Annotated in this window: 19 protein-coding genes; 6 read left to right on the plus strand and 13 right to left on the minus strand. The window is 75.5% G+C overall.

The genetic code is table 11. The features are described from left to right. Positions 1–44 precede the first annotated feature (44 nt). From murJ to ACYVGT_RS26710, 9 genes are all read right to left on the minus strand, one after another. Entirely contained in the window at positions 45–1493 is a 1449-nt protein-coding gene (murJ, locus tag ACYVGT_RS26670) for a murein biosynthesis integral membrane protein MurJ (RefSeq protein WP_460863255.1), read from the minus strand. A gap of 490 nt (positions 1494–1983) precedes the next feature. After that, complete coding sequence (locus ACYVGT_RS26675; protein WP_460863257.1) at positions 1984–2901, minus strand: hypothetical protein; 918 nt, start codon at positions 2899–2901, stop codon at positions 1984–1986. Positions 2902–3038: 137 nt separating this feature from the next. Further along, positions 3039–4070 carry a copper transporter gene (locus ACYVGT_RS26680; protein ID WP_460863259.1) on the minus strand — a complete coding sequence of 344 codons (1032 nt, stop codon included), beginning with the start codon at positions 4068–4070 and terminating at the stop codon, positions 3039–3041. Then, positions 4067–5272 carry a putative cytokinetic ring protein SteA gene (gene steA / locus ACYVGT_RS26685; RefSeq protein ID WP_460863261.1) on the minus strand — a complete coding sequence of 402 codons (1206 nt, stop codon included), beginning with the start codon at positions 5270–5272 and terminating at the stop codon, positions 4067–4069. Before steA ends, ACYVGT_RS26680 begins: the two co-directional genes overlap by 4 nt. Before the next feature lie 474 nt (positions 5273–5746). Beyond that, positions 5747–7447, minus strand: coding sequence for a DNA repair protein RecN (gene recN, locus ACYVGT_RS26690; RefSeq protein ID WP_460863263.1), 1701 nt, complete (start codon positions 7445–7447; stop codon positions 5747–5749). A 53-nt stretch (positions 7448–7500) separates the two neighbouring features. Continuing rightward, entirely contained in the window at positions 7501–8454 is a 954-nt protein-coding gene (locus ACYVGT_RS26695; protein WP_460863265.1) for an NAD kinase, read from the minus strand. 52 nt (positions 8455–8506) lie between these two features. After that, entirely contained in the window at positions 8507–9307 is an 801-nt protein-coding gene (locus ACYVGT_RS26700; protein ID WP_460863266.1) for a TlyA family RNA methyltransferase, read from the minus strand. Between the two features lie 218 nt (positions 9308–9525). Beyond that, positions 9526–9738, minus strand: coding sequence for a hypothetical protein (locus tag ACYVGT_RS26705; RefSeq protein ID WP_460863268.1), 213 nt, complete (start codon positions 9736–9738; stop codon positions 9526–9528). A gap of 2 nt (positions 9739–9740) precedes the next feature. Then, positions 9741–10592, minus strand: a complete 852-nt coding sequence (locus tag ACYVGT_RS26710) for a coiled-coil domain-containing protein (RefSeq protein ID WP_460863270.1) — start codon at positions 10590–10592, stop codon at positions 9741–9743. Between the two features lie 325 nt (positions 10593–10917). On the opposite strand from ACYVGT_RS26710, the gene ACYVGT_RS26715 reads away from it, so the two are divergent. From ACYVGT_RS26715 to ACYVGT_RS26725, 3 genes are all read left to right on the plus strand, one after another. Next, a complete protein-coding gene (locus ACYVGT_RS26715; RefSeq protein ID WP_460863273.1) occupies positions 10918–11268 on the plus strand; it encodes an SCP2 sterol-binding domain-containing protein in 351 nt (116 codons plus the stop codon). 512 nt (positions 11269–11780) lie between these two features. After that, positions 11781–13082: a DUF1015 domain-containing protein gene (locus tag ACYVGT_RS26720; RefSeq protein WP_460863275.1), complete on the plus strand. Its 1302-nt coding sequence runs from the start codon at positions 11781–11783 to the stop codon at positions 13080–13082. Next, positions 13079–14047 (plus strand): HAD-IIA family hydrolase, encoded by a 969-nt coding sequence (locus ACYVGT_RS26725; protein WP_460863278.1) that lies wholly within the window; start codon positions 13079–13081, stop codon positions 14045–14047. Before ACYVGT_RS26720 ends, ACYVGT_RS26725 begins: the two co-directional genes overlap by 4 nt. A 77-nt stretch (positions 14048–14124) precedes the next feature. Here ACYVGT_RS26725 and ACYVGT_RS26730 read toward each other — a convergent pair whose 3' ends face one another. Further along, positions 14125–14532 carry a single-stranded DNA-binding protein gene (locus ACYVGT_RS26730; RefSeq protein WP_460863280.1) on the minus strand — a complete coding sequence of 136 codons (408 nt, stop codon included), beginning with the start codon at positions 14530–14532 and terminating at the stop codon, positions 14125–14127. Positions 14533–14754: 222 nt separating this feature from the next. Between ACYVGT_RS26730 and ACYVGT_RS26735 the strand changes: the two genes are divergently transcribed. Beyond that, positions 14755–15672, plus strand: coding sequence for an MBL fold metallo-hydrolase (locus ACYVGT_RS26735; protein ID WP_460863292.1), 918 nt, complete (start codon positions 14755–14757; stop codon positions 15670–15672). A 1418-nt stretch (positions 15673–17090) separates the two neighbouring features. After that, positions 17091–18032 (plus strand): GNAT family N-acetyltransferase, encoded by a 942-nt coding sequence (locus ACYVGT_RS26740; protein WP_460863282.1) that lies wholly within the window; start codon positions 17091–17093, stop codon positions 18030–18032. A 748-nt stretch (positions 18033–18780) separates the two neighbouring features. Here the strand turns inward: ACYVGT_RS26740 and ACYVGT_RS26745 are convergent. The 3 genes from ACYVGT_RS26745 to ACYVGT_RS26755 form a co-directional block, all read right to left on the minus strand. Continuing rightward, complete coding sequence (locus ACYVGT_RS26745) at positions 18781–19218, minus strand: NUDIX domain-containing protein (RefSeq protein WP_460863294.1); 438 nt, start codon at positions 19216–19218, stop codon at positions 18781–18783. Between the two features lie 97 nt (positions 19219–19315). Further along, positions 19316–20371 (minus strand): hypothetical protein, encoded by a 1056-nt coding sequence (locus ACYVGT_RS26750; protein ID WP_460863283.1) that lies wholly within the window; start codon positions 20369–20371, stop codon positions 19316–19318. Between the two features lie 144 nt (positions 20372–20515). Beyond that, complete coding sequence (locus ACYVGT_RS26755) at positions 20516–21112, minus strand: TetR/AcrR family transcriptional regulator (RefSeq protein WP_460863286.1); 597 nt, start codon at positions 21110–21112, stop codon at positions 20516–20518. A 155-nt stretch (positions 21113–21267) separates the two neighbouring features. On the opposite strand from ACYVGT_RS26755, the gene ACYVGT_RS26760 reads away from it, so the two are divergent. Continuing rightward, positions 21268–22203, plus strand: coding sequence for an alpha/beta hydrolase family protein (locus tag ACYVGT_RS26760; RefSeq protein WP_460863290.1), 936 nt, complete (start codon positions 21268–21270; stop codon positions 22201–22203). Positions 22204–22374: the final 171 nt, after the last annotated feature.

A 22374-nucleotide genomic window follows, 5' to 3' on the forward strand; every position in this document is an offset into this window, starting at 1 on the left:
ATGTCGTTCTGTGAGCCAAGGAGTTGGTTGCATTCGTTGTCTTCCTAAGACCGCTTGGCCTCCGACTTCGCCGCGCCGGCGGCCAGCGACGCCGCCAGCGCCCGCCCGGCGCCGGCGAGGCTGTCCCGCCCGTGCGCGGCGCGCACGGCCCACGCCAGCAGTGCGGCTCCCAGCGTGAGGCCGGCAGCGGTACCCAGGCCCAGCCCCGCGACAGCCAGTCCCGGGCCGGCCGCCGCGACGGCCGCCGCCGACACCGCCATCACCGCGACCCAGCCCGCGACCTGGGCGGCCGCGGCCTCCCGGCCGCGCTGGGCGGCGTAGAGGGCCCGGCTGAGCAGCGCGACCAGGCTGAAGCCGACGATGCCCGCCGCGTACAGCGGCAGCGCCCGCTCCAGCGGCTGCGGGTCGCTGTTCGCCAGCAGCCGCGCAGCCGGCTCAGCGCAGGCGGCGAGCGCGGCGGCCAGGGCCGCGGTCACCAGGACGGTGGTCCGCACTCCGGCGGCGAGGACACCGCAGAAGCCCGCCGTGTCGCCGTTGCCGTACCGCACGGACAGGGCGGTGAACGCGCTGGTGGCGATGGGGACGGCGACCACCCCGTAGGGGAGGCTGAACAGCGACCAGGCGTAGTTGTAGAGCACCGCCGCGCCGGCGCCGCCGCCCCAGTTGGCCAGGGCCACCGCAAGCAGGAGGCTGAACTGCATGGCCACCAGCGGCAGCAGCGCCGCGGCGGCCAGTGCGCGGACCCGGGCCCCGACCCCGGGCGGGAAGGTGAGCCGCGGCCGCAGTCCGATCCTGAGCCGCAGCGCCGGGCCCAGGGCGGTCAGGAACAGCGCCGCGACGCCCAGTGTCGTGCCGGCCGACAGGGTCAGCTCGGCCGCGGCGGACAGGGCGGCCGGGTCGCCGCGGGCTGCCCCGCCCACGGGGACGAACACTGCATAGGCGCCGATCACCACCAGGCTGGACACCAGGGGCGCGGCCGCAGGAGCGAGGAACCGCCGGTGCGCCTGCAGGATGCCGTACAGCACCGCGGCCAGCGCGTAGAAGGCGATCTGGGGGGCGAAGACGGCGAGGAACCGGGCCGCGAGGCCGAGTACGGCGCCGCCGTCGCAGCCGCTCAGGTCGCCGAGCATGAGGGCCATCGCGGGCAGCGCCAGGGCAGCGAGCAGGACGCTCACCGGGACGGCGGCCAGCACCACCCAGGTGACCAGGGCAGAGGCGATCTGCCGGACCTCGTCCCGGCCGTCCGCACCGCGGGCTGCGGCGGGTGCGAGCACCGGGACGACCATGCCGGCCAGCGCGCCGCCGATGACGATCTCGAAGAGCACGGTGGGCAGCTGGTTCGCCGTCACGTAGGCGGTGCCGACGCAGGTGTCGCCCACGGTCTGGGAGAACACCACGGTCCGCGCGAACCCGGCCGCCCGCGCCCCGAGCGTCACCACCGCAATCAGCGCCGCCGCCCCCGCCACCCCCGCGCCGACCCGCCGCCAGTCCACACCGCTCCGTCCGCTCGGCTCCCGAACCGCCTCTGCGCCCCCGCCCCGATGCTGCCGCCCATCCCCGCGCCGCGCACCGCCGACGCGCGGCGCACCGACCAGACCGCGCCCCGCCGCCCTCCCGGAACCGGCCGCCCGGAACAGGCCGGCCGAGCCGGACTGCAGCCCCCGCCCTGGCTCCCGACCCGTCCGCCCGCTCCGCGGCCGTGTGCCCGGCACCCCGGCTCGACGCGCAGCCCGCACCGCAGCTCGCCGCAGACCCGCCCCGAGCCCGGGCAGCGCCCGGAGGAACCGACCGGCCTCGACCACCGCGGCCCCGGCCCTGCTGCTGCCGGCGGCCCTGTTCCGCTCTCCCGCGCTGCCGCACCGCACCCCCGCCGCACTCGCCGGGGCCCGCCGGCGCCCCGCGCAGCCGCGCCCGTTCGCCCGGGCTACCGGGATGTCCCCGGCCGGTGCTGCCCGGCGCTGCTGTGCAGACGCCGGGCAGGAGCTACGCCGTTCCGGCCGCGGCCCGGGGCGCGCCGGATCCGACCGGCGGTTCCGGTTCCCGGGACGGCCCGGGCACGGCCGGCGGCGGCTCCGGAGCCGCGGTGGCGGAGCCGCCGCGGCGGCCGGCGTCGTCGATGCGGCGGAGCAGCGGGATGCGGCGGATGACGGCGGAGAAGCTCACCGCTTCGCTCGCGGCGGTCAGTGCGATGACGCCCGCCAGGAGTGCGGCGCGGGCCGGGCGGGGCAGCGACGCCGCAGCAGCCGTACCCAGCACGGCGCCCATCGCGTTGGCCCCGGTGTCGCCGAGCATCGCCCGCTCGGCGAGGTCCTCGGGCAGCAGCGCGGCCGCGGCGCCGCACACCGCCGCCGACGCCCCGCCGGCCGGTCCGCCCAGTCCCGCCGCGCCGGCGGCCAGCGCCACCTTCGCCGCGCGGCCGGGGCGCAGGTCGAACAGGTTGACCAGGTTCGCGCAGCCGGCGATGAGCGCACCGTCGAGCACGATGCCGGCGCGCCTGCGGCCCAGCCGGGCGGGCGCGGCGCAGCCGGTCGCGCCGGCCCCCGCAGCCTTGACCGCGCCGGTGGTCGGCGCGCCGCGGGCCAGCGACGCCAGGTGGCCGCGGAAGCCGCGGGCGCCGCCGTTTCCGGACACGTCGTCGTAGGCGCCGAAGCCGGCCGCGCCGGCGGCCGCGGTGAGTGCGGCCGCGCGCACCCGTCCGGGCATGCCCGGTGCCGCGGCAACGCCGGCGCACACCCCGGCGGCCAGCGCCGGGCCGGCGAACAGGGTGACCTCTGCACCGCGGAAGTTGGTGCGGACCCAGCGGCGGCGGGCCCGATCCGAAGGGGCGTAGCAGAGCCGGGCCGCGCCGGCGGCGGCAGCGGCGCCGCCCCGGACGGCGGCGGATCGGGCGGCAGGGCGCATGGCGCCTCCCTTCGTCGAGTGCCCGGCGCCGCTGCGCGGTGCGGGCGGGCCCGGCGGGCCGGTTCGGGAAGGGGGCGGGCTGCGGGGGGCGGGTGCCGCCCTACCGGGGGCGGCGGCCGTCGGGGGTTCCGGGCGGCTCAGGGGCGGTCGGGCGGCGACCGGCGGTCGGATCCGCGGTCCTGCTCATCGCTGTCGTGCCGCTCCGGCAGTGGATCGGGGACGAAGCCCTCCGCGCCGTCGCCGACCCCGAAGTGGCCGCTGCCGCCGTCGGCCGCCGCTGCCACGGCGAGTACAGCCGCCACATCGCCGGCGGGGCGGCCGGCCGCGTCGGCGGTGGCCAGGCCGGTGTCCTCGGTACGGGCGCGGGCAATGGCGCCACCCGGTCCGGCGGCCTCCGGCGGACCGGCGAGCACGGTGCCGCCGCCGGCCGCGCGGGTGGCGGCGTCGACAGCGCCGGCGACCGACAGCAGCGCGCTGACCGAGCGCTCGGGCTGGTCTCCGCCGGTCGCGGGCGGCGCCACCAGCACCGCGGAGGACGCGGAATCGGCGGGCGATCCGGTGATGGCGACCAGGCCGGCCTCGCTGAACCCGGAGAGCACCGCGGCACCGTCCAATCCCTGCCCGCCCCCGTCTTCGGACGCCTCAGCGTCCTCTTCACCGTCCTCGCCGGTGCGGTCGTCGGACACGGCCTCGGCGAGCAGCCACCCCGCGCGCTCATAGGGGCCGTCGCCCTGCGGCTGGACGCCGTCGGCGAGCTGGTCGGTGAGCTCTTCGACGAAGGTCGCCTGGCGGGCGTCGGCGAAGGAGTCGTTGAACGCGATCCGGCCGTGCACGGTGCCGCCGGCCTGCTCGATCCGGCGCTGCAGGCTGTCCGGCAGCTCCTCATCGGCGCCGGGAGCGGTGAACAGCACCACGTCGGCGCCCTCCAGGCGCCCGTCGAGCACGTCGCTGGCCGCAGCGGCGGCGAGCGCGTCGGAGCCGGCGCTGAAGGACTCGGCGCTCTCCTTCTCGACCCGCAGCACCTCGCTCTGCTCGCGCAGGTCGGAGGTCTCCGAGCGGAGCGTGTTGAGCAGCGGGTCCTGCAGCATCGTGGTGCCCAGCGCCAGGCCCACGGTGAGGGCGAGGAACACGGCGACGATGGAGACCAGGTGGTACCGGAAGTCGATCATGGGAACAGCCCCGTCACCCAGTAGAGGAACGCGTCCCAGCGCGCGGCGGCGCTGATGAGGAAGATCTGGCCGGCCGGCGAGCTCCACGCGGCCACCAGCACCGCGAGCAGCGAGGCGGCGGCCAGGGCCAGCAGCGACCACGGCGAGATGCGGCTGCGGTAGAGCCGGCTGACGCCCTTCGCGTCGACGAGCTTGCCGCCCACCCGCAGCCGGGTCAGGAACGTACTGGCCATGCCGGCGCGGCCCTTGTCCAGGAACTCCTCGAGGGTGGCGTGGGTGCCGACGGCCACGATCAGCGCGGCGCCGGAGTCGTCGGCGAGCATCATCGCGACGTCTTCGCTGGTGCCGGTGGCAGGGAAGACGACCGCTTCGCGGCCGAGGTCGGTGAGCCGCTTCAGTCCGGGCGCGCTGCCGTCCCGGTAGGCGTGCACGACGAGCTCCGCCTTCCCGGCCAGCACCCGGTCGGAGACCGAGTCGAAGTCGCCGACGATGATGTCGGCCCGGTAGCCGGCCTCCACGAGCGCGTCGGCACCGCCGTCGACACCGATCAGCACCGGCCTGTACTCGCGGATGTAGGGCCGCAGGGCGGCGATGTCCTCCCGGTAGTGGTAGCCGCGGACCACGATGAGGACGTGCCGGCCCTCGATGGGGGTGCTGATGCGCGGTACGCCGACGCCGTCCAGCAGGAGCGCGCGCTCCCGGCGCAGGTACTCCATCGTGTTCGCGGCGAACGCCTCCAGCTGGACCGAGAGCCCGGCGCGGGCCTCCTCCATGGCGGCCTCGACCGACGCGGCGTCCTGCACGGTGCCGCGTGCGACCGGCGTGCCGTCCCGGGTGAGGGCGCCGCCGTCGTAGTGGAGCACCTCGCCCTCGCGGACCCGGGCGAACACTTCGGGGTCGACCTCGTCGACGAGCGGAACCCCGGCCTCGATGAGCAGCTGCGGACCGAGGTTGGGGTAGCGGCCGCTGATGCTGGTCGCGACATTGAGGACAGCCCTGACGCCGCATCCCACGAGCGCTTCGGCGCTGACCCGGTCGAGGTCGACGTGGTCGATCACGGCGATGTCGCCGGGCCGCAGCCGCTTCGTCAGGTTCTTGGTGCGCCGGTCCGCCCGCACCGGGGCGTCGATCCCCGACGAGCCGTCGGACCTGGCGCGACGGAGCCGTGGGAAGCGGGCGCCGAGCGCCTCGGGGACCTTCATTGCTCGCATCTTGCCAGAGCGCCGCGGTCAACTCCCCTGACACACCGTTACATGGCGTGTTCATTACGTGTCGGCATTGCGCGAGCCGAAACTCCCGCAGACCTTCACCCGAAACCCGTCCGAGCGGGGGCTTTGCGCGGCATCGGGCGCCGGCGTGCGGCTCCGGCTGCCACGCCGGCCGCGGAGGGCTGCGGCAGCGGCCGCCGGGCTGCCCGTGGCGGGAACTGCTGCCGGGGCCGCCGGAAGCGCACGCCGCCGCCGGCCGGGCGGCTGCGCCGGTGCACGGCTCCGCCGGCGTTCACCCGCCGGCCGGGCGGCTGCGCCGGTGCACGGCTCCGCCGGCGTTCACCCGCCGGCCGGGGCGGGGCCCGCCGGGCCCGGGGCCGCGAACCCGCTGAACGAGCGGGGCGGCGTCCGCCCGCTGCGCGCATGCGGGGCCCCCGGCGAAAGGAGAAGGCGCCGGACCGGCGGCGTTCAGTCGCCGTCGGCCTCGGCCATGGCGAGGAGTTCCTCGGCGTGCGCGCGGCCGAGCTCGGAGTCCTCCAGGCCGGCGAGCATACGGGAGAGTTCCCGGGCGCGGCCGCCGCGGTCGAGGCGGGCCACGCCGCTCTCGGTCACCAGGCCCTCCTCGGACTTCTGGACCACCAGGTGGTTGTCGGCGAACGCCGCCACCTGCGGCAGGTGGGTGACGACCACGACCTGGGCGCGCCGGGCGAGCTTGGCCAGGCGGCGGCCGATCTCCACCGCGGCCTTGCCGCCGACGCCGGCGTCGACCTCGTCGAACACGAACGTCGGGACCGGGTCGGCGCCGGCGAACACCACCTCGATCGCCAGCATCACCCGGGACAGCTCGCCGCCCGAGGCGCCCTTGTGCAGCGGCAGGGCCGGGGCGCTCGGGTGCGGCGCCATCAGCAGCTCGATGTCGTCCCGGCCGTGCGGCCCGAAATCCTCCTGCTCGGTGATCCGCACCTCCACCCGGGCGTGCGGCATCGCCAGCGCCGTCAGCTCCTCGGTGACCGCGGCGCCGAACCGCTCCGCCGCGGCGGTGCGGTCCGCCGTCAGCTCGCCGGCGAGCCGGTCCAGCTCCCCGGCGAGCTCGGCCTCCTCGGCGCGCAGCGCCTCGCCGCGGTCGCCGTCGGCGTCCAGTTCGGCCAGGCGCTTCGCGGACTCCTCCGACCAGGCGAGCACGTCGTCGACGGTCTCGCCGTACTTGCGGCACAGCTGGGTGAGGGCGGCGCGGCGCTCCTGCACCGCCGCCAGCCGCGCCGGGTCGGAGTCAACCGACTCGGCGTAGGACGCCAGCTCGGTGGCGACGTCGCCGAGCAGGTAGGAAACCTCGTCCAGCCGCTCGGCGACGGCCGCCATCTGGGCGTCGTGCTCGCTCACCGCGCCCACCGACTGGCGGGCCGCAGCCAGCAGTCCCACCGCGTCGGCCTGCACCTCGGCGGCCGACGGGTCGCCGGTGAGCGCCTCGTGCGCGGTCGTCGCGGCGACCCGCAGCGCGTCGGCGTTGGACAGCCGGGTGTCCTCGGCCAGCAGTTCGGCGTCCTCGCCGGCCACCGGCTCGACAGCGGCGATCTCCTCCACGCCGAACCGCAGCAGGTCGGCCTCCTGAGCCCGCTCGCGGGCGCGCTCGGTGATCTCGGCGAGCGCCTCGGCGACCTCGCGGTGCCGGCGGTAGGCGGCGCTGTAGGCGGCCAGGGTGCGCCCGAGCTCCGGCCCGGCGTACCGGTCCAGCGCCCCGCGCTGGCGCTCGGTGCGCAGCAGCCGCTGCTGGTCGGACTGGCCGTGTACGGCGATCAGCTCGTCGGCGAGGTAGGCGAGCAGGCTGACCGGCGCCGACCGGCCGCCCATCGTCGCGCGCGAGCGGCCCTCCGCCGATACGCTGCGGTTCAGGATGAGCACGCCGTCGTCCAGCTCACCGCCGCCTTCGGCGACGCGCTCGGCGACCCGGCCGTCCTCGGCGACGGTGAGCCGCCCCTCGACCAGCGCGCGGTCGGCGCCCGGCCGGACCCGCTGCGGGTCGGCGCGGCCGCCGAACAGCAGGCCGAGCCCGGTCACCACCATGGTCTTGCCCGCCCCGGTCTCACCGGTGACGGCGGTGAACCCGGGCGACAGCTCCAGAACTGCGTCGTCGATCACGCCCAGTCCCCGGATGCGGACTTCTTCGAGCACCGAACCCTCTCCCGCGTCGCGTACCGCTCGTGCCGATCCGCTCTCCGTGCGGGTCACAGGTCGCGCTCGGCGCGGCCCCGCCACCCGGCAACCGGCAGGCCGAACTTGGCTACCAGCCGGTCGGTGAACGGCGCCCGCTGGAGGCGCGCGAGGCGCACGGGGATGTCCCCGCGCGTCACTTCGATGCGCGCCCCGGCGGGCAATTCGACCATACGGCGTCCATCGCACCAGAGCACGCCCTCCGGGGTGTCCGGGACGATCTCGAAGGCAACCAGCGACTCCGGCGCAACCATGACGGGCCGCGCGAACAGGGCATGCGCACTGATCGGCACGACCAGCAGCGCCTCCACTTCCGGCCACACGATCGGCCCTCCGGCGGAGAACGCGTGCGCGGTGGACCCGGTCGGAGTGGCGCACACCACCCCGTCGCAGCCCCAGCGGGACAGCGGACGGCCGTCGATCTCCAGGACGGTGTCCAGCATCCGGCGGGCGGTCGCCTTCTCCAGGGTCGCCTCGTTCAGCGCCCAGGTGCGCGTCGGCGGACGGCCGGCGTCGCGGCCGCCGTCGTACACGGCGACGTCGAGCGTCATGCGCTCCTCGACGATGTAGCGGCGCTCGACGACGCTGCGCACGGTGGCGGTGAGGTCTTCGCGCTCGGCCTCGGCGAGGAAGCCGACGTGGCCGAGGTTGATGCCGAGCAGCGGTGCGCCCGCCGGCCGGGCGATCTCGGCGGCGCGCAGCAGGGTCCCGTCGCCGCCGAGCACCATGACCAGCTCGGCGCCTTCGGCCGCGGCCGGGCCGCTGACCGGCTCGACCGGGTCGAGGGCGAAGCCGGCCTGCTTGAGCTCGCTGACCTCGGTGTCGAGCATGCGCACGCCCACGCCCGCGGCGGTCAGGCCCTCGTGCACCAGTTGGGCGCTGCGCATCGCCGCCCGCCGCCCGGTGTGGGCGACCAGCAGCACGCTGCGCAGGGGGCCTTCGGGTGCGGGGCCGTTCATCAGCGGCATGCCTTCCTCGGGAGGTCGGTCTCGGTCGGTCGGGATGGTCGCCGCAGCAGCGTCAGCTGGGGCCGTCGGCGATGGCGCGGTCCAGGTCTGCGCCGCGCAGCTCCGGTGCGCCTCTGCGCAGCCAGAGAAAGTACTCCACGTTGCCCGAGGGGCCGGGCAGGGGGCTGGCGGCGACACCCGCGGTGCCCAGACCGAGCCCGGCCGCCGCAGCGGCGACCGAGCGGACGGCGTCGGCGCGCAGTCCGGGGTCGCGGACGACGCCGCCCGCGCCCACCCGCTCGCGCCCCACCTCGAACTGGGGCTTCACCATGAGGGCGTAGTCCGCCTCCGGTGCGGCAGCGCCCGCCAGTGCGGGCAGCACCAGGGCGAGCGAGATGAAGGAGAGGTCGCCGACCACGAGTGAGGCCGGCGGGTCGGCGACCGCGGCGGGGTCGAGGTCGCGGATGTTGCAGCGCTCCAGCACGGTGACGCGGTCGTCGCTGCGCAGCGGCCAGGCGAGCTGGCCGTAGCCGACGTCGACGGCGTAGACCCGTGCTGCGCCGCGGCGCAGCAGCACGTCGGTGAAGCCGCCGGTGGAAGCGCCGGCGTCCAGGCAGGTGCGGCCGGCCGGGTCGATGGCGAACGCGTCCAGGGCACCGACGAGCTTGTGTGCGCCGCGGGAGACGTAGGCGGGGCCGTCGCTGGGCTCCTTGACGACGACCGGCTGGTCGGTGCCGATCTGCGTCGCGGCCTTCTGCGCCGCCATCCCGGACACCCGCACCTGCCCGGCGCCGATGAGTTCGGCCGCGTGGGCGCGGGAGCGCGCGAGCCCGCGCCGGACGAGTTCGGCGTCGAGCCGACTGCGTTTGGCCATCGTGAGTGTTCCGCGCCCCGTCGATTCCGTCAGATTCCGCCCGTGCGGGCCGTCCGCCGTGCCGGCCTCGCCCCGCCGCGCCGCCGGGGCCGGGCGGGCGGGGCCGGGAGTCCGGGGCGGCGGCTCCCCGGGCGTCGGGGCGCCGGACCTGCAGCCCGGAGGTTCCCGCCGCGCGGGCGCCGAGCGCGGACCGGAGCGGAGGTGCGAAGGTGCACCGCCTAGGACGATACCTCGCCCAGCGCCGCAGCCAGCGCGCGGTGGATCTCATCGAAGACCTGCGGGTGCTCCTCGACGGGCACCCCGTCCAGCGCGGCGAGCCGCTCCCGGGTGTGGGCGAGGATCGGCTCGGCGCCGCTGCCTGCGCCCTCCGGGGGTGCGCCGGGGGCGCCGCCGGGGCCCTCTCCGGGCGCGGTGGAGGCGTCGCCGCTCATCGTCAGCCCGCCTTCTTCGCGCCGGACGCGGAGCTCTTCGCCCGCGACTGCGCCTTCTTCTTGGTCCCGGAGCCCTTGCCGGACCCCTTGGCGGGTGCGCGCTTGGCGCCGCCCTTGCCGCCGTGGTCCGCGCCGCCGGCCTCCTGGCCGGCGGCGTCAGCGGTGTCCTCGGCGGCGGTGCTCTGCTCCGGAGCGGTGCCACCGACCGCGGCGGTGTCCGGACCGCTGTCCGCTGCTGCGGGCTGCGCCGGGCCCTTCGCGCCGGCCTGCTCGGCCGCGGTCTCGGCTCCGGGGCCGGCGGCCTCGGCGGCGGAGGGCTCGGCGGCCTCCTCCGGTGCGCCCGCCGGCTCGCTGACCGCCTCCCCGGCGGGCTCGGCTCCGGCCTCCTCCGGCTCCCGCTGGGCCGTACTGACCTGCTCCGGTGCGTCCGCGCCGCCGACGGGGCCGGAGGCGGATTCCGGCGCGGCGGCCTCCGGGGCCTCGGCCAAGGGCGCCGAGGCCGCTGCGGAGCGGGGCGCCGTGGGCGCGGCGCGCGGCGTGCGCAGCGACGACAGCCGCCGCTCCAGCTCGGCGACGCGGCGCGCGAGCCGCTCGTAGTCGGCGCGCGGCACGACGTCCATCCGGTCGAGCGCGCCGGCGACCTCGGCGCGCACCAGGTCGGCGATCGCACCGCGGTTGCCCTGGCTCACCTCGACCAGCTCGTCGGCGAGCTCGCGGATGCGGCGCCCGCCGCCGTCCTCGTCCTCGCCGGAATGGCGGATGAGGACCTTGGCGGCTGCCACCGCGTCGCGGCGGGACAGCTCGGTCAGTCCGCTTGCAGCATCCAGATAGGTGCGCATCGCATCGACGACCATGGTGGGCTCGCTCCTCGCGATCGTTGACTCCCCGGGGCGCGACCAGACCGCGCACGGCCCGATCGTAGCGGCGCACCGGCGCCCCCGCGGCCGAACACGGCGAACCCGGGGCATGCCGGACCCTCGGCGGGCGCCACTGAGCAGCGCGTGCGGACCGCGGGCGGTGTGCCCGCAGGTCTCGGCGGGCCCGCGCCGCGCGAGCGCTAGGCCGCGCTGCAGGCCGGCGCTGGCGGGCCGCCGGGAGGACGCCGCACCGGCCCGATCCGGTGCGCGAAACGGGCGGTGCGGCGAGGCGCTGCCCCGGGCGGTGCGGGATAGTGGGGGGATGACCAGCGTGGAGGAGTGCGCCGCCGCCATCGGGCGCCTGAACGAGCGCATCCGCGAGACCGACGAGGCCGACCGCCGCAAGCACATTGTTCCCCGCACCGTGTCGGTCACCGTCACCGACCTCGACACGGTGTTCGACCTGCGGCTCACCACCGAAGGGCTGAGCGACGTGCGCCCGCGCAGCGCGTCCGAGGACGCGCCGCGGGCCCAGGTCACCGTCCGCATCGGTGCCGACGACCTCGTCGCGATCGCCGACGACCGGCTGAACCCCGCCACGGCCATGCTCACCGGCCGGGTCAAAGTCGAGGCGAGCTTCGGGGACCTGCTGCGCCTCCGCAAGCTGATGTAGCGCCGAGCAGGTGCACTGCGCTTCCCGGCTCATTCGGTGCACGCTTCCGGCGCAGTCGCGCAGGGCTGCGCCGGACCCGGATGGCGACGGGGGGGGCGTCCATGCCGCCTCGGCGTTCGGGGGCAGCCCGATGCGCAGTCCGCGGCGGCCCTCTCCCCCGGCGGGCAGCACCGCCGGTCTCGGCCGGGGCCTCCGGACGGCTGGGGGCTGCGCCGGCATCCGCGGCGCCGATTCGCCTCGGCCGCCCCGGGGTTCCCGCGCACCGCTCCTGGACCGCGGTCAGCTCTTCGCACGCCCGCCCCGCCTCCAGGTCGGCCCGGAGGCAGCACGGCGCTGCGGGTGCTTCGGACCACGGCGGGCGGACCGGGCCCGCCTGCCGCGCTGCGGCGACCTGGGGCTCGGCCGGAGGGCGCGGCGGCGGTGCGGCTGATCGGCAGAGGCGCACGGGTATCGTGCACGAGGGCGCAGGGTGCCCTCGTGCACGACGGCGACCGGGGCGAGGAGTGGCGGAGATGGGCGGCGGCGCACTCGAACTGGCTCCGCTGCGGGGTCTCCGCTATGCCGACTCCGATCCCGGCCCGCTCCTCGAGCGCTCGGCGTTCGACCTCGGCCTCGCCCTGTCGCCCCCCTACGACCTCGTCCGCGCCGACGACTACGCGCGGATGATGCGTGAGGAACCGCACAACGCGGCGCGCCTGACGGCCCCGCCCGACGCAGAGCCCGCGCCCGCCGGCGCGGGCTCCGGGCGCTACGCGCGCGCCGCGGCGACGCTGCGCCGCTGGATGGCCAGCGGCGTCCTGGTACGCGATGCCGAGCCGGCGCTCTACCTGTACGAGCAGACCACCGCCGGCGGCCTCCGCCAGCGCGGCCTCATCGGCGCCCTGCGGCTGCCGGGCGGCGGCCAGGACAGCGTCCAGCCGCACGAGGCGATCGCGGAGGGACCGGTGGTCGACCGGGCGCGGCTGATGGAGGCCGCCCGCGCCAACCTCGAACCCATCCTGCTGCTGTACCGGGGCAGCACGGACGGAGTGCGCGGCGCCGCGTCCCGGGCCGCCGAACCGCCCGCGGACGCTCCCCCGCTGGCCGCCACGACCACCGGCGACGGCACTCGGCACCGCCTCTGGGCGCTGCGCGACCCGGCGCTGCACGCCGCCGTCGCCGCCGACCTCGCCGACCGCAGCGCCCTCATCGCCGACGGCCACCACCGCTACGCCGCATACCGGATGCTGCAGCAGCGCAGCGGATCACCGGGCCCGTGGGACCACGGACTGGCGCTGCTCGTCGACTCCGAGACCTCGCCGCCCCGCCTCGGCGCCATCCACCGGGTGGTGCGCGGCGCTTCGGCCCGCACTGCCGCGCGCGCCGCGGCCCGGGTCGCCCCGGTGGAGGAGCTGCCCTCGGCCGGGGCGCCGGTACCGGACGGGCGCATCATCCTCGACGACGGGCACGACCGGTTCGCCCTGGGCCCGGTCGACGCCGCCGCCCTCGCCGCCGCCTCCCCCGGCCACTCGGCGGAGTGGCGCGCCCTGCCCACCGCCGCGCTGGAGCGCGTGCTCCTACCGCTGTGGGGTGCGGTCGGCCCCGACGTCGAACTCGTCCACGACGACCCGGCCGCCGCGGTCGCTGCCGCGTGCAGCACCCCCGGCGGCGCGACCGCCGTGCTGCTGCCGCCGGTCAGCGTCGAGCAGGTGTACCGGGTCAGCGCGCACGGCGAGCTCACCCCGCGCAAGTCCACCTCGTTCGGCCCCAAGCCGCGCACCGGACTGGTCATGCGCACCTTCGACCCGAACACCCCGCTCACCGAGGACCGATGACACTCTCCACCTCCGCCCAGCCGCTCACTGCGCTCTACGACGCCGCCCTCCTCGACCTGGACGGCGTGGTCTACATCGGCCCGCGGGCCGTGCCGGCCGCGCCGGAAGCGGTCGCGAAGGCCCGTGCGGCGGGGATGCGCGTCGCCTTCGTCACCAACAACGCGGCGATGACGCCGTCGGCGGTCGCCCAGCGGCTCAGCGCGCTGGACGTCCCGGCGGCGGCCGGGGACGTCGTGACGTCGGCCGAGGCCGCGGCGCGCCTGGTCGCGGAGCGGTTCGGCGCGGGCGCCCCGGTGCTGGCCGCCGGCGACACGGGGCTGCGGCTCGCGCTGATCCGCGCGGGCCTGCGCCCGGTCACGCGGGCCAGTGCGGACCCGGTCGCCGTGGTGCAGGGGCACGCCGCGCATCTGGGGCGCGACCTCATCGCCCAGGGCGCGCTTGCGGTAAGCCGCGGCGCGCTGTTCGTGGCGACCAACGGGGACGCCACGGCGCCGTCCGCGGACGGCGTGATCCCCGGCAACGGTGCCCAGGCGCAGGTGATCGCCTTCGCCACGGGGGTGGAGCCGGTGGTGGCGGGCAAGCCGATGCGGCCGCTGCACGAGGAGGGAGTGCTGCGCACGGGTGCCCAGGCACCGCTGGTGGTGGGCGACCGGCTCGACACCGACGTACAGGGCGCGGTGGCGCGCGGCGCGGCGAGCATGCTGGTGCTGTCCGGCGTGACAACGCCGCGCGAGCTGCTGGCCGCGCCGGCCGGGCAGCGCCCCGACTACATCGCCTGGGATGTCGCCGGCCTGAACGAGCCCCATCCCGAGCCCGTCGGCTGGCACGCCGCCGAGTCCGGAGGCAGCCTCCGCCTGACCGGCTCCGGTGATCGCCTGGCAGGGCTCCGCGCCCTCTGCGCGGCCGCCTGGTCCTCCCCCGTCCCTCTCGATCCCACTCCGGCCCTCACCACCCTGGGCTGGTAGCCGGGCGGCGGGACTGCAGGCCGCTTTGGCGCGGGCCGCTCCCGGATCAGCGGGCCGCCTGCCCTGCACCGGCACCGCTACGGGTCGCCGGGTTGGAGCCGGCGGACACCGACGGCTTCGACCTCAAGCACGCCGCCGGACAGGCCGCGGGACCGGCGGAAGCGGCGCCGCAGAGCGCCGGCGACCTCCACGACGTCGCCGAGCCGCCAGGCGCGGGTGGCCTCGGCGATCTCCGGCGAGAAGCTCAGGCAGGCTACGGCGTCGGACCCGCCGGCGGGGCGCCGCGGAGTGGGCGGGCGGCTGATGCTGACGCGCCAGGTGACCAGCCGCTCGCCGCTGGCGAGCTCGCGCAGCGACGGCTCCGCGGTAACCCGCCCCGCCAGCAGCACCTCGTTTCGGCAGTGCGGCGCGTCCTCGGCCGGGGACGGTGCGGCCTCCGGCGGCTCGGGAACGGGGCGGGCGGGGGCATCGGGGCGGGTGTGCATGCGTCCTCCTGGGAGAGGGGCGGCGCGGGAGGCCCGGATCAGCCCCCGGATTCCAGGATCGGCCCGCGCCCGCCCCGGCGCCAGACCGATCGGGCAGCTGTGGATAGGTTCGGAACCACCCGCCGCACACGCCGCGGGCAGGAAGGAGAACCGCACGTGGAGCAGAGCGCAGCGGCCCCCGGCGCCGATCTCGGCGGCGGCGTGCACGCCATCGACACCCGCATGGCCGGCTACCCGGGCATCACTTCGAGCTACCTGATCCGCACCGAGCGGCCGTGCGTCGTCGAGGTGGGCACTGCGGGCTCCGCCGAGGTCCTCCGGGACGCCATCGCCGCGCACGGGCTCGGCCCGGACGACCTGTCGACCGTCGTCGTCACCCACATCCACCTCGACCACGCGGGCGGCGTCGGCGACATCGCCCGCATGTTCCCGCGCGCCGAGATCGTCGTGCACGAGCGCGGCGCGCGCCACCTGGCCGACCCGGAGCGGCTGATGCGCTCGGCCCGCATGGTGTGGGGCGACCGGCTGGACGTGCTCTTCGGCGAGATGCGCCCTTCCGATGCGGCACGGATCCGCGCGGTCGGCGCAACGGGCGAGGTCGACCTGGGCGGCGGCCGGAAGCTGACCGCGCACTACGCGCCCGGCCACGCCAAGCACCACATGGGCCTGGTCGACTCGGCGACCGGCGACCTCTACGTCGGCGACGCCCTCGGCGTGTACAACCCGCTCACCGGCGACGTCCGCCCGGCGACCCCGCCGCCGGACTTCGACTTCCCCGCCGCGCTGGAGACGCTCGACCTGTTCGGCTCGATCGCCCCGCAGCGGCTGATGTTCTCGCACTTCGGCGCCGTGGACGTGATCGGTCCGACGCTCGACCGCGCCCGAGAGGAACTGCACGCCTGGGTCGACGCCGCCAAGGAGGCCCGGGCGAGCACCGGCGACCTCGACCACGCGGTGGCCATGGTGCGCGACCGCGTACAGAAGCGCTACCGCCCGCTGCCCGAGGGCGCCTCGGCCGACTCCGCTGAAGTCATGGAGGTTCTCAGCGGCGTCGAAGGCAACTACGCCGGCATCGCCCACTGGCTCGACCGCCTCGAAGCCGAACGGAACGCAGCCCGCGAAGCCGCCGGCGACTCCTGACCGCTCCCCGCCCGGGGCGAGTGGGAGGCCCGGGCATGAAGACGCGGCGAGGCCGCCTGCCAACACGGCAAGGGCGGCTTCGCCGGCAGTCGTTCGGCTCCGTCCCGCCACCCCTAGCCGCTCTGCGACCAGAGTCTCCGCTGGCCGAAGGGCTGGGGCGGCTGGGGCCGCAGGCCCCCGCGCCTCGGCAGCCGGCTACCCGGTGATTCAGTGCGTCGGACAAGCGTAAAAGCGGCAGCGACGGCCAAAGCGGGAGGGGCCTCGGGCTGGTCGGCCGGGTGCCGGGCCGGCCGCAGGGCAAGCACAGGGGGCAAATTCCAGGAGAACGGGCACTGCAACGGGGCCCTGCAACTCCGCCCAAGCAGAAGAGGCCCTCCCTCTACTACGGGCCCTGCACGCAGAGCCCGCTATCGCGCCACACTGACCTGCGAAAAACACGGGGTCACGCAGCGTTGCGGTGTCCGGATTCCGCGCACCCACCTTTTCCGCAGTCAGATCGACGAAAAGGCGCGAGTCGCGGCGTCAAATTGACCTCTTTGGGTGATTTGGGACAGCAGTGATCTCGCCACCCGCGGAAAAGGAACGCGCCGCGCGCGTGCGCGTGGGCCCCCAAACCGGACACCCGGACCCCGGCAGTGATCGACGCCCGGTTTCGGCCCATATGTCGCCACGCAGAGTGAAAATAGCCCGGTGAATGAGCCGCGGAAGGATCACGCCTCTCGATTGTGCGGGGATGTGGCGCTGAAAAGGTGCCAGTCGTGGCCCCGGTGAGGTGTTACCAAGGGTTCGCGAACCACCCGCGCTGACCCGGCCCGCCAGCCGCCGACCCGAGGCCCCGGCCACCCTCGCCGTCGCTGCTGCTTTTCCGCTTGTCCGACGCACTGACCAGCCCGCCACTCGGCTGCCCCCGCGCGGGAGCCAGGCAACCTCTCCCGCCCCTCCAGTCACACCCGCCCCGCGCCCGGCCGCCGCCCAGCCGCCACCCGGCTGCCGCCCCGAGCCCCTGCCCGGCCGCGCCGTCGCTGCTGCTTTTGCGCTTGTCCGACGCACTGATCATCGGGAAGTCGGCTGCAGGGGTGCGGGAGCCTTCGGTCTCGGCGCCCCGCCCCGCGATCAGCAGTGACTCTGGTTGCGCGGCGCCCCGAAGAGGCGGGACAGAGCGAAAATCTGTCGGCGAAGCCGCCCTTGCTTGTAGTACCTACACCCCGCCTCTGCGACCCACAGCAACTCTGGCCGCACACCATCCCTGCAGTCGCGGGGCAGAGAGGAAAGAGTGTCGGCGAAGCCGCCCCCGCGCCCCATAAACTCCCGCCCACCAGCCCACCGCACCGATCTGGTTCGCACGCGCGAAGCCCTTCCGCGTCGATGCAGCGGATAATCCGGTGACACCGGCGGCGCGGCTGTCTAAGGTCGCGCACATGGAGCCCTCGCGCGGTTTTACGGTCAGGGAACTCGACGTAGCGCCCGGGTCGGGCGATATGGCGGCGGCATCAGCGGTGAGGCGGGCGGCGCTGCCGCACGACATCACCCTGGGCCCCGAGGAGTTCCCGGCGCAGCTGCGTGCCTCCTCCGGTGCGCACCTGCGCCGTTTCGCCGCGATCGACGGTTCGGGCAGGCTCGTCGGGTATGCCCTGGCGGCGATCAGCAAGAGCACCGACCTGCCTGGAGAAGGGCGCCTCGTCCTCATCGTCCACCCTGAGCAGGGGCGCCGCGGCGCCGGGACTGCGCTGGCCGACGCCGCGGAAGCCCATCTGGAGTCGATCGGCGCGCAGATCATCCGCTCGGCCGGCCCTGCAGAGCGCGCCGAACCGTTCGCTGCCGGGCGCGGCTACACCGCAGGCTCGACGTGCGGGGTGCTCCGTGTGGACCTCGCCGATATCGCGGACGCGCCGGAGGCGCCGGCCGGCGTGACTGTCCGTACCGCTGTCGAATACGAAGCCGATCCGCGCCCGGTCTACGAGCTCGACATCGCCGGCATCGCCGACGAGCCCGGAGACTGGCCGCCGATGGCGATGCCGTTCGAGCAGTGGCGCTCCCTGCACTGGGACGACCCGCGGCTCGACCGGAACCTGACGCTGATCGCGGAGGCCGACGGTGTCCCGGTCGCAATGTCCGCGCTCCACTCCGACCGCGAAGCGCTCGTTCTGTCGGAGGTCACCTGCACCCTTCCCGCCTACCGCGGCCGCGGCATCGCCGGCTTCCTCAAGACTGCAGTGCTGTGCCGGGCCCGCGACGCCGGCCTTGCTGCCGCCATCACCGAGAATGACTCCGGCAACGCCCCGATGCTCGCCATCAACCGCCGCATCGGCTACCGCCGCGTCGGCACCGAGACCCTGTTCAAGCGTCCCCTCCCCCGCTGACGCCGGCTCCACGCCCGCCGCGGGATCGGGCGCGCCCAGGCCGCTTCTCCGCTGAGCTGCCCCGCCGTCCGGAACAGACGGACCTGGCGGGTGCCGTACGGGACGGCTGCGAGCCGGTCCCGGCCTGCAGGGGCGAAGCCGTTCCGCGGACAGAACGGCCCCGAACGGCGGCTGAACAACCAGGCGGCGGAGGCGCCCGCTCTGCAGCGCGGTCGAGGGCAAAACGGCGAGTGCGGCGCCGCGATCCGCAGAACGCCACCCGGGTGCGACGGCGACGCTCCGGCCATTACCGCTGTGCTCCACCCAGAGCCGGACTCCCGGAGCGTCCAGACCGCTGAGCGTTAGGTCGGCTTGCCCGAGGAAGTCGGCGAGGGCGGCGTCGTCCGGGCCGGCCGGCCTCAGAGCACTCCCGATGACCATGGAAACACGAAACCAGGCAACCGGTGGACTGCTGCACCCGGCCTCGATCGCGGCGAAGCGCCTCGGCCCTGCACCGTCCGCCGATGCCCCGGCCGCGGCGGCAAGGAGCTGAGCACGTGGGCCGTGTATGAGCGCCGGGGGCTGCCGGGCACCGTGGACCGCGAGCAGGTGTGGACGGTGCTTTCGGGCAGCCTCGTCATCGAGATGGACGGGGCCAGCACTACCGTGCCCGCGGGAGCGACCGCAGTCTTGCCGGCGGACCGGCTACGTCGCGTCCACGCTCCGTACGATGCCGAAGCAGCCGTAGCCGTGCGGGCCGATGCGCTGGTTACGACTGGGGGCGCGCCGGCCCGTCCGATTCCGTGGGCGGAGTGACACCCGGCAGCCCGAGCTGCTCCAGAAGGTGGGCGTAGATGCCGTCGTCCCAGGAGAGCAGCTCCTCGGGCAGCGCGGGGAAGGCCCGCACGGCGTCGGTCTCGAACCCGGTCGGCAGCGGATGCAGGCGGCGGACCTGGGCGTGGGTGACCACGGTGGTGTGCCCGCTGGCCAGCACGTAGTGGCCGGCGACGTGGACTTCGCCCAGCTCGGCGCCGGCCTCCTCGCGCGCCTCGCGGCGCGCGGTCGCCTTGATGCTCTCCCCCGGCTCCGCCTTGCCGCCGGGGAACTCCCAGGCCCGCTCGCGGTGCCGGACCAGCACCGGCCGGCCGCCGTCGAACAGTAGGCAGACGACGGAGTCGTGCCGCTCCGGCAGTACCCCGATCCGGATCGCGGCCCCGTTGAACGCGGGCCGCTCCGGATCCGGGGCCGGAGCGCGGTGGTGCGGCCCACCGGCTCCGGCGCCGTCCGGCGGAGGCGGCATCATGTCAGGCGCCGCCAGCCCGGGGGTCGTCGCCGCCGGGGGCCGCCTCCGGCTCCTCGTCGGCGAGCTCGGGGTCCTCGGCGTCGGTCCACACCACACCGTCGTCGACGGCGACCAGTTCGACGCCCTCGATCTCGGCGAGGCGCTCGTCTGCGTCGGTCTCCCCGTCGCGGTCGACCGCCGAGGCGCGGGCGAAGTACTCCCTGGCCTCGGACTCGCGGCCGAGCTCGGCGAGCACGTCGGCGTAGGCGTAGAAGAGGCGCGCGGCCCAGGCCCGCGCCCGGCGCTCCTTGAGCTCGGGCACCTGGAGCTCGACGAGGGCGGCCGCGGTCTCCCCCATGTCGCGGCGCGCGCCGGCGGCGACGATCCGCAGCTCGACGCGCTCGGCCGTCTCCAGTTCGGCGGCCTCGGGCGAGCGGGTGATCTCCAGGGCCCGCTCCGGCCGGCCGAGGCCCCGCTCGGCGTCGGCCATCATCGCGAGGAAGGCGTTGCGGCCGCTCATCCGGCGGGCCGCACGCAGGTCGGAGAGCGCCTCCTGCCACTTGCCCAGCGTATAGGCGGCCACGCCGGCGGCCTCGCGGACGGCCGCGACCCGGGACGCCCGGCGGCGTGCGTAGGCGGCGTGCTCGTAGGCCCGCTCAGGCTCCTCGTCCATCAGAAGGCCGGCGGCGACCAGGTGCTTGCCGACCACCTCGGCGAGCGAGCGCGGCAGGGTGGCCAGCTCGCGGCGCACCTCGCCGTCGAGCTCGCGGTCGCTGGTGACCTGCTCGGGCAGCTGCGGCGCCGGGTCCTTCTCCTTGGCCTCACGCCGGTCGTCCCGGCGGTCGCGCTGCTGCGGACGTCCGCCGCGGCGGTCGTCGCGGCCGCCGAAGCGGCCACCGGAACCGCCCCCGCGCCGGTCTCCGCCGCGCTGGTTGCCGCCGCGGGGGCCGCCGCCGCGCTGTCCGGACCCGCGCGGGCCCGATCCGCGGCGGTCACCGCCGGAGCGCGAGCGGTCGTCCCTTCCTCCGCTGCCGCGCGAACCGGAGCCGTCGCCGTCGGGTCGGGTGTCGTCAGTCATGCGTCCGTCCGTAAGCACTCAAAAGCGCCGCCGCAGGTTGCGGCAGCGCACGGGATTCCCAGACCTCTCACTTTACGTCATCGGCCCGGCCGCCACGCCCGCCGGCAAGCGGCACCCGCACCGCGGCCCGCACCGCGCAGGCGGTCAGGGGGCCGGGCGCACCTCCAGGCCGCGGAGCAGGACGGCGACGAGGCGGCGGGGATCATAGCGGGGGTCGCTGCCGCGCTCGATGCAGAGGTTGCCGATGCCGCGCATCAGCTCGTACGGGCCGATGCCGGGACCGATCTCGCCCGCGGCAGCCGCAGCATCGATCAGCTGCCCCGCCACCGGCTCCAGGCGCTCGAGGAAGTAGGCGTGCAGCGCGGCGAAGCCCTTGCTGTCTGACTGCAGCGCCTGCGCGAGACCGTGCTTGGTGACCAGGAAGTCGACGAAGAGGTCCACCCATCCGCACAGTGCCGAATAGGGCGAGTCCCTGTCGGCGAGGAGCGCCGGTCCGGCTTCGGCGCACGCTTCCACCTGGTGGCGGTAGACGGCGACGACAAGGTCCGCACGGGTCGGGAAGTGCCGGTAGACCGTCCCCACTCCCACACCGGCCGCGGTCGCGATCTCGCGGATCGGCGCGTCGACTCCCGACCGCACGAATACCGCCGCGGCGGCGGTGAGCAGTGTCTTGCGGTTGCGTTGCGCATCGGCGCGCTTGCTCGGGGCCGCTGCCCCCTCAGGCCGGCCTTCGGTGGACACGGTGCGCTCCCCATTCCTCTCCGTTGACAAAGCGGAACAGCGCTCCGTATCGTAACCGGAGCAATGATCCGCTTCTACTCTAGCGGAGGCACTGCGGGCGGCCGGTGCATCCGCGTCCGCGCCGCCGGCCTGCCTTCCGGAATGGACTGCACACCATGAGCGTGAACTCCACACCCGTCCTGTCGGTCGCCCCGGTGACACTGCCGGCCCCGAACAGGGCCATCGACCTGCAGCTCCGGGCGTCTGCACCGGTCACCGGCGGCGATCTGCCGATCATTCTCCTGTCGCACGGGCAGGGGTTCTCGACCCATCTGTCGTCGCTCAACGGCTATGCCCCGCTCGCCGACTACTGGGCTGCGCACGGGTTCGCCGTACTCCAGCCGACTCACCTGAGCTCGCTGTCTCTGGATCTCCCCCCGGACCCCGGCGAGGGCCCGATGTACTGGCGCTCTCGGGCCACGGACATGACGCACATCCTCGACCACCTCGACCTGGTGGAGAAGGCGGTCCCGCAGCTGGCCGGCCGCCTGGACCCGAGCAGGGTCGCCGTGGCCGGGCACTCGATGGGCGGCCACACGGCGAGCATGCTGCTCGGCTGCCGCCTCACCGATCCGCTGACCGGCACGGTGGTGGACCTAACCGACGCGCGCATCTCTGCGGGGGTGCTCCTGGCTGCGCCCGGCCGCGGCGGCGACGCCCTCACCGAATTCACTGCGGAGCACTACTCCTTCTTCACCGGCATCGACTTCTCCGCGATGGCGGCGCCGGCCCTGGTTGTGGCCGGCGACAATGACCCGTCGACGCACCTGACCGTCCGCGGGCCGGAGTGGCACGCTGACCCGTACCACCTCGCGCCGGGCCGCAAGACGCTGCTGACCCTGTTCGGCGGCGAGCACGGCCTCGGCGGAATCTCCGGCTACGACGTCGCCGAGACCACGGACGAAGACCCGTCCCGGGTCGCGGCGGTCCAGCGGCTGACTCTTGCCTACCTGCGCTCGGAGCTGTACGCCGGCGACCCGTCGTGGCGGGAGGCGACAGCGGAACTCGCCTACGGCCCCGGCTCGTTCGGCCGGGTCGAGTCGAAGGGCTGACACGGAAGAGCGGCTGTTGACGGCGCCTCCGTCGATCTCCAGCGCCAATACAATCCCGGCACAGCGCTATTTCACATGTTCACATGTGTGGGCAAAAAAAGAAGGGAGGAGCCAGAGAACCAAAAGCCCTCCAACCCCTCCCCACCACAAAAAGGCGTGGCAGCGACCTAC

The sequence above is a fragment of the Nocardiopsis coralliicola genome, assembly GCF_054779695.1.

Coding starts and splice junctions, on each gene's coding strand:
- ACYVGT_RS26715 (WP_460863273.1), top strand. CDS start 10,918: ATGACCAGCGTGGAGGAGTGCGCCGCCGCCATCGGGCGCCTGAACGAG.
- ACYVGT_RS26710 (WP_460863270.1), bottom strand. CDS start 10,592: ATGGTCGTCGATGCGATGCGCACCTATCTGGATGCTGCAAGCGGACTG.
- ACYVGT_RS26730 (WP_460863280.1), bottom strand. CDS start 14,532: ATGCACACCCGCCCCGATGCCCCCGCCCGCCCCGTTCCCGAGCCGCCG.
- ACYVGT_RS26725 (WP_460863278.1), top strand. CDS start 13,079: ATGACACTCTCCACCTCCGCCCAGCCGCTCACTGCGCTCTACGACGCC.
- ACYVGT_RS26735 (WP_460863292.1), top strand. CDS start 14,755: ATGGCCGGCTACCCGGGCATCACTTCGAGCTACCTGATCCGCACCGAG.
- steA (WP_460863261.1), bottom strand. CDS start 5,272: ATGAAGGTCCCCGAGGCGCTCGGCGCCCGCTTCCCACGGCTCCGTCGC.
- ACYVGT_RS26700 (WP_460863266.1), bottom strand. CDS start 9,307: ATGGCCAAACGCAGTCGGCTCGACGCCGAACTCGTCCGGCGCGGGCTC.
- ACYVGT_RS26680 (WP_460863259.1), bottom strand. CDS start 4,070: ATGATCGACTTCCGGTACCACCTGGTCTCCATCGTCGCCGTGTTCCTC.
- ACYVGT_RS26740 (WP_460863282.1), top strand. CDS start 17,091: ATGGAGCCCTCGCGCGGTTTTACGGTCAGGGAACTCGACGTAGCGCCC.
- ACYVGT_RS26675 (WP_460863257.1), bottom strand. CDS start 2,901: ATGCGCCCTGCCGCCCGATCCGCCGCCGTCCGGGGCGGCGCCGCTGCC.
- ACYVGT_RS26720 (WP_460863275.1), top strand. CDS start 11,781: ATGGGCGGCGGCGCACTCGAACTGGCTCCGCTGCGGGGTCTCCGCTAT.
- ACYVGT_RS26750 (WP_460863283.1), bottom strand. CDS start 20,371: ATGACTGACGACACCCGACCCGACGGCGACGGCTCCGGTTCGCGCGGC.
- ACYVGT_RS26695 (WP_460863265.1), bottom strand. CDS start 8,454: ATGCCGCTGATGAACGGCCCCGCACCCGAAGGCCCCCTGCGCAGCGTG.
- ACYVGT_RS26705 (WP_460863268.1), bottom strand. CDS start 9,738: ATGAGCGGCGACGCCTCCACCGCGCCCGGAGAGGGCCCCGGCGGCGCC.
- ACYVGT_RS26760 (WP_460863290.1), top strand. CDS start 21,268: ATGAGCGTGAACTCCACACCCGTCCTGTCGGTCGCCCCGGTGACACTG.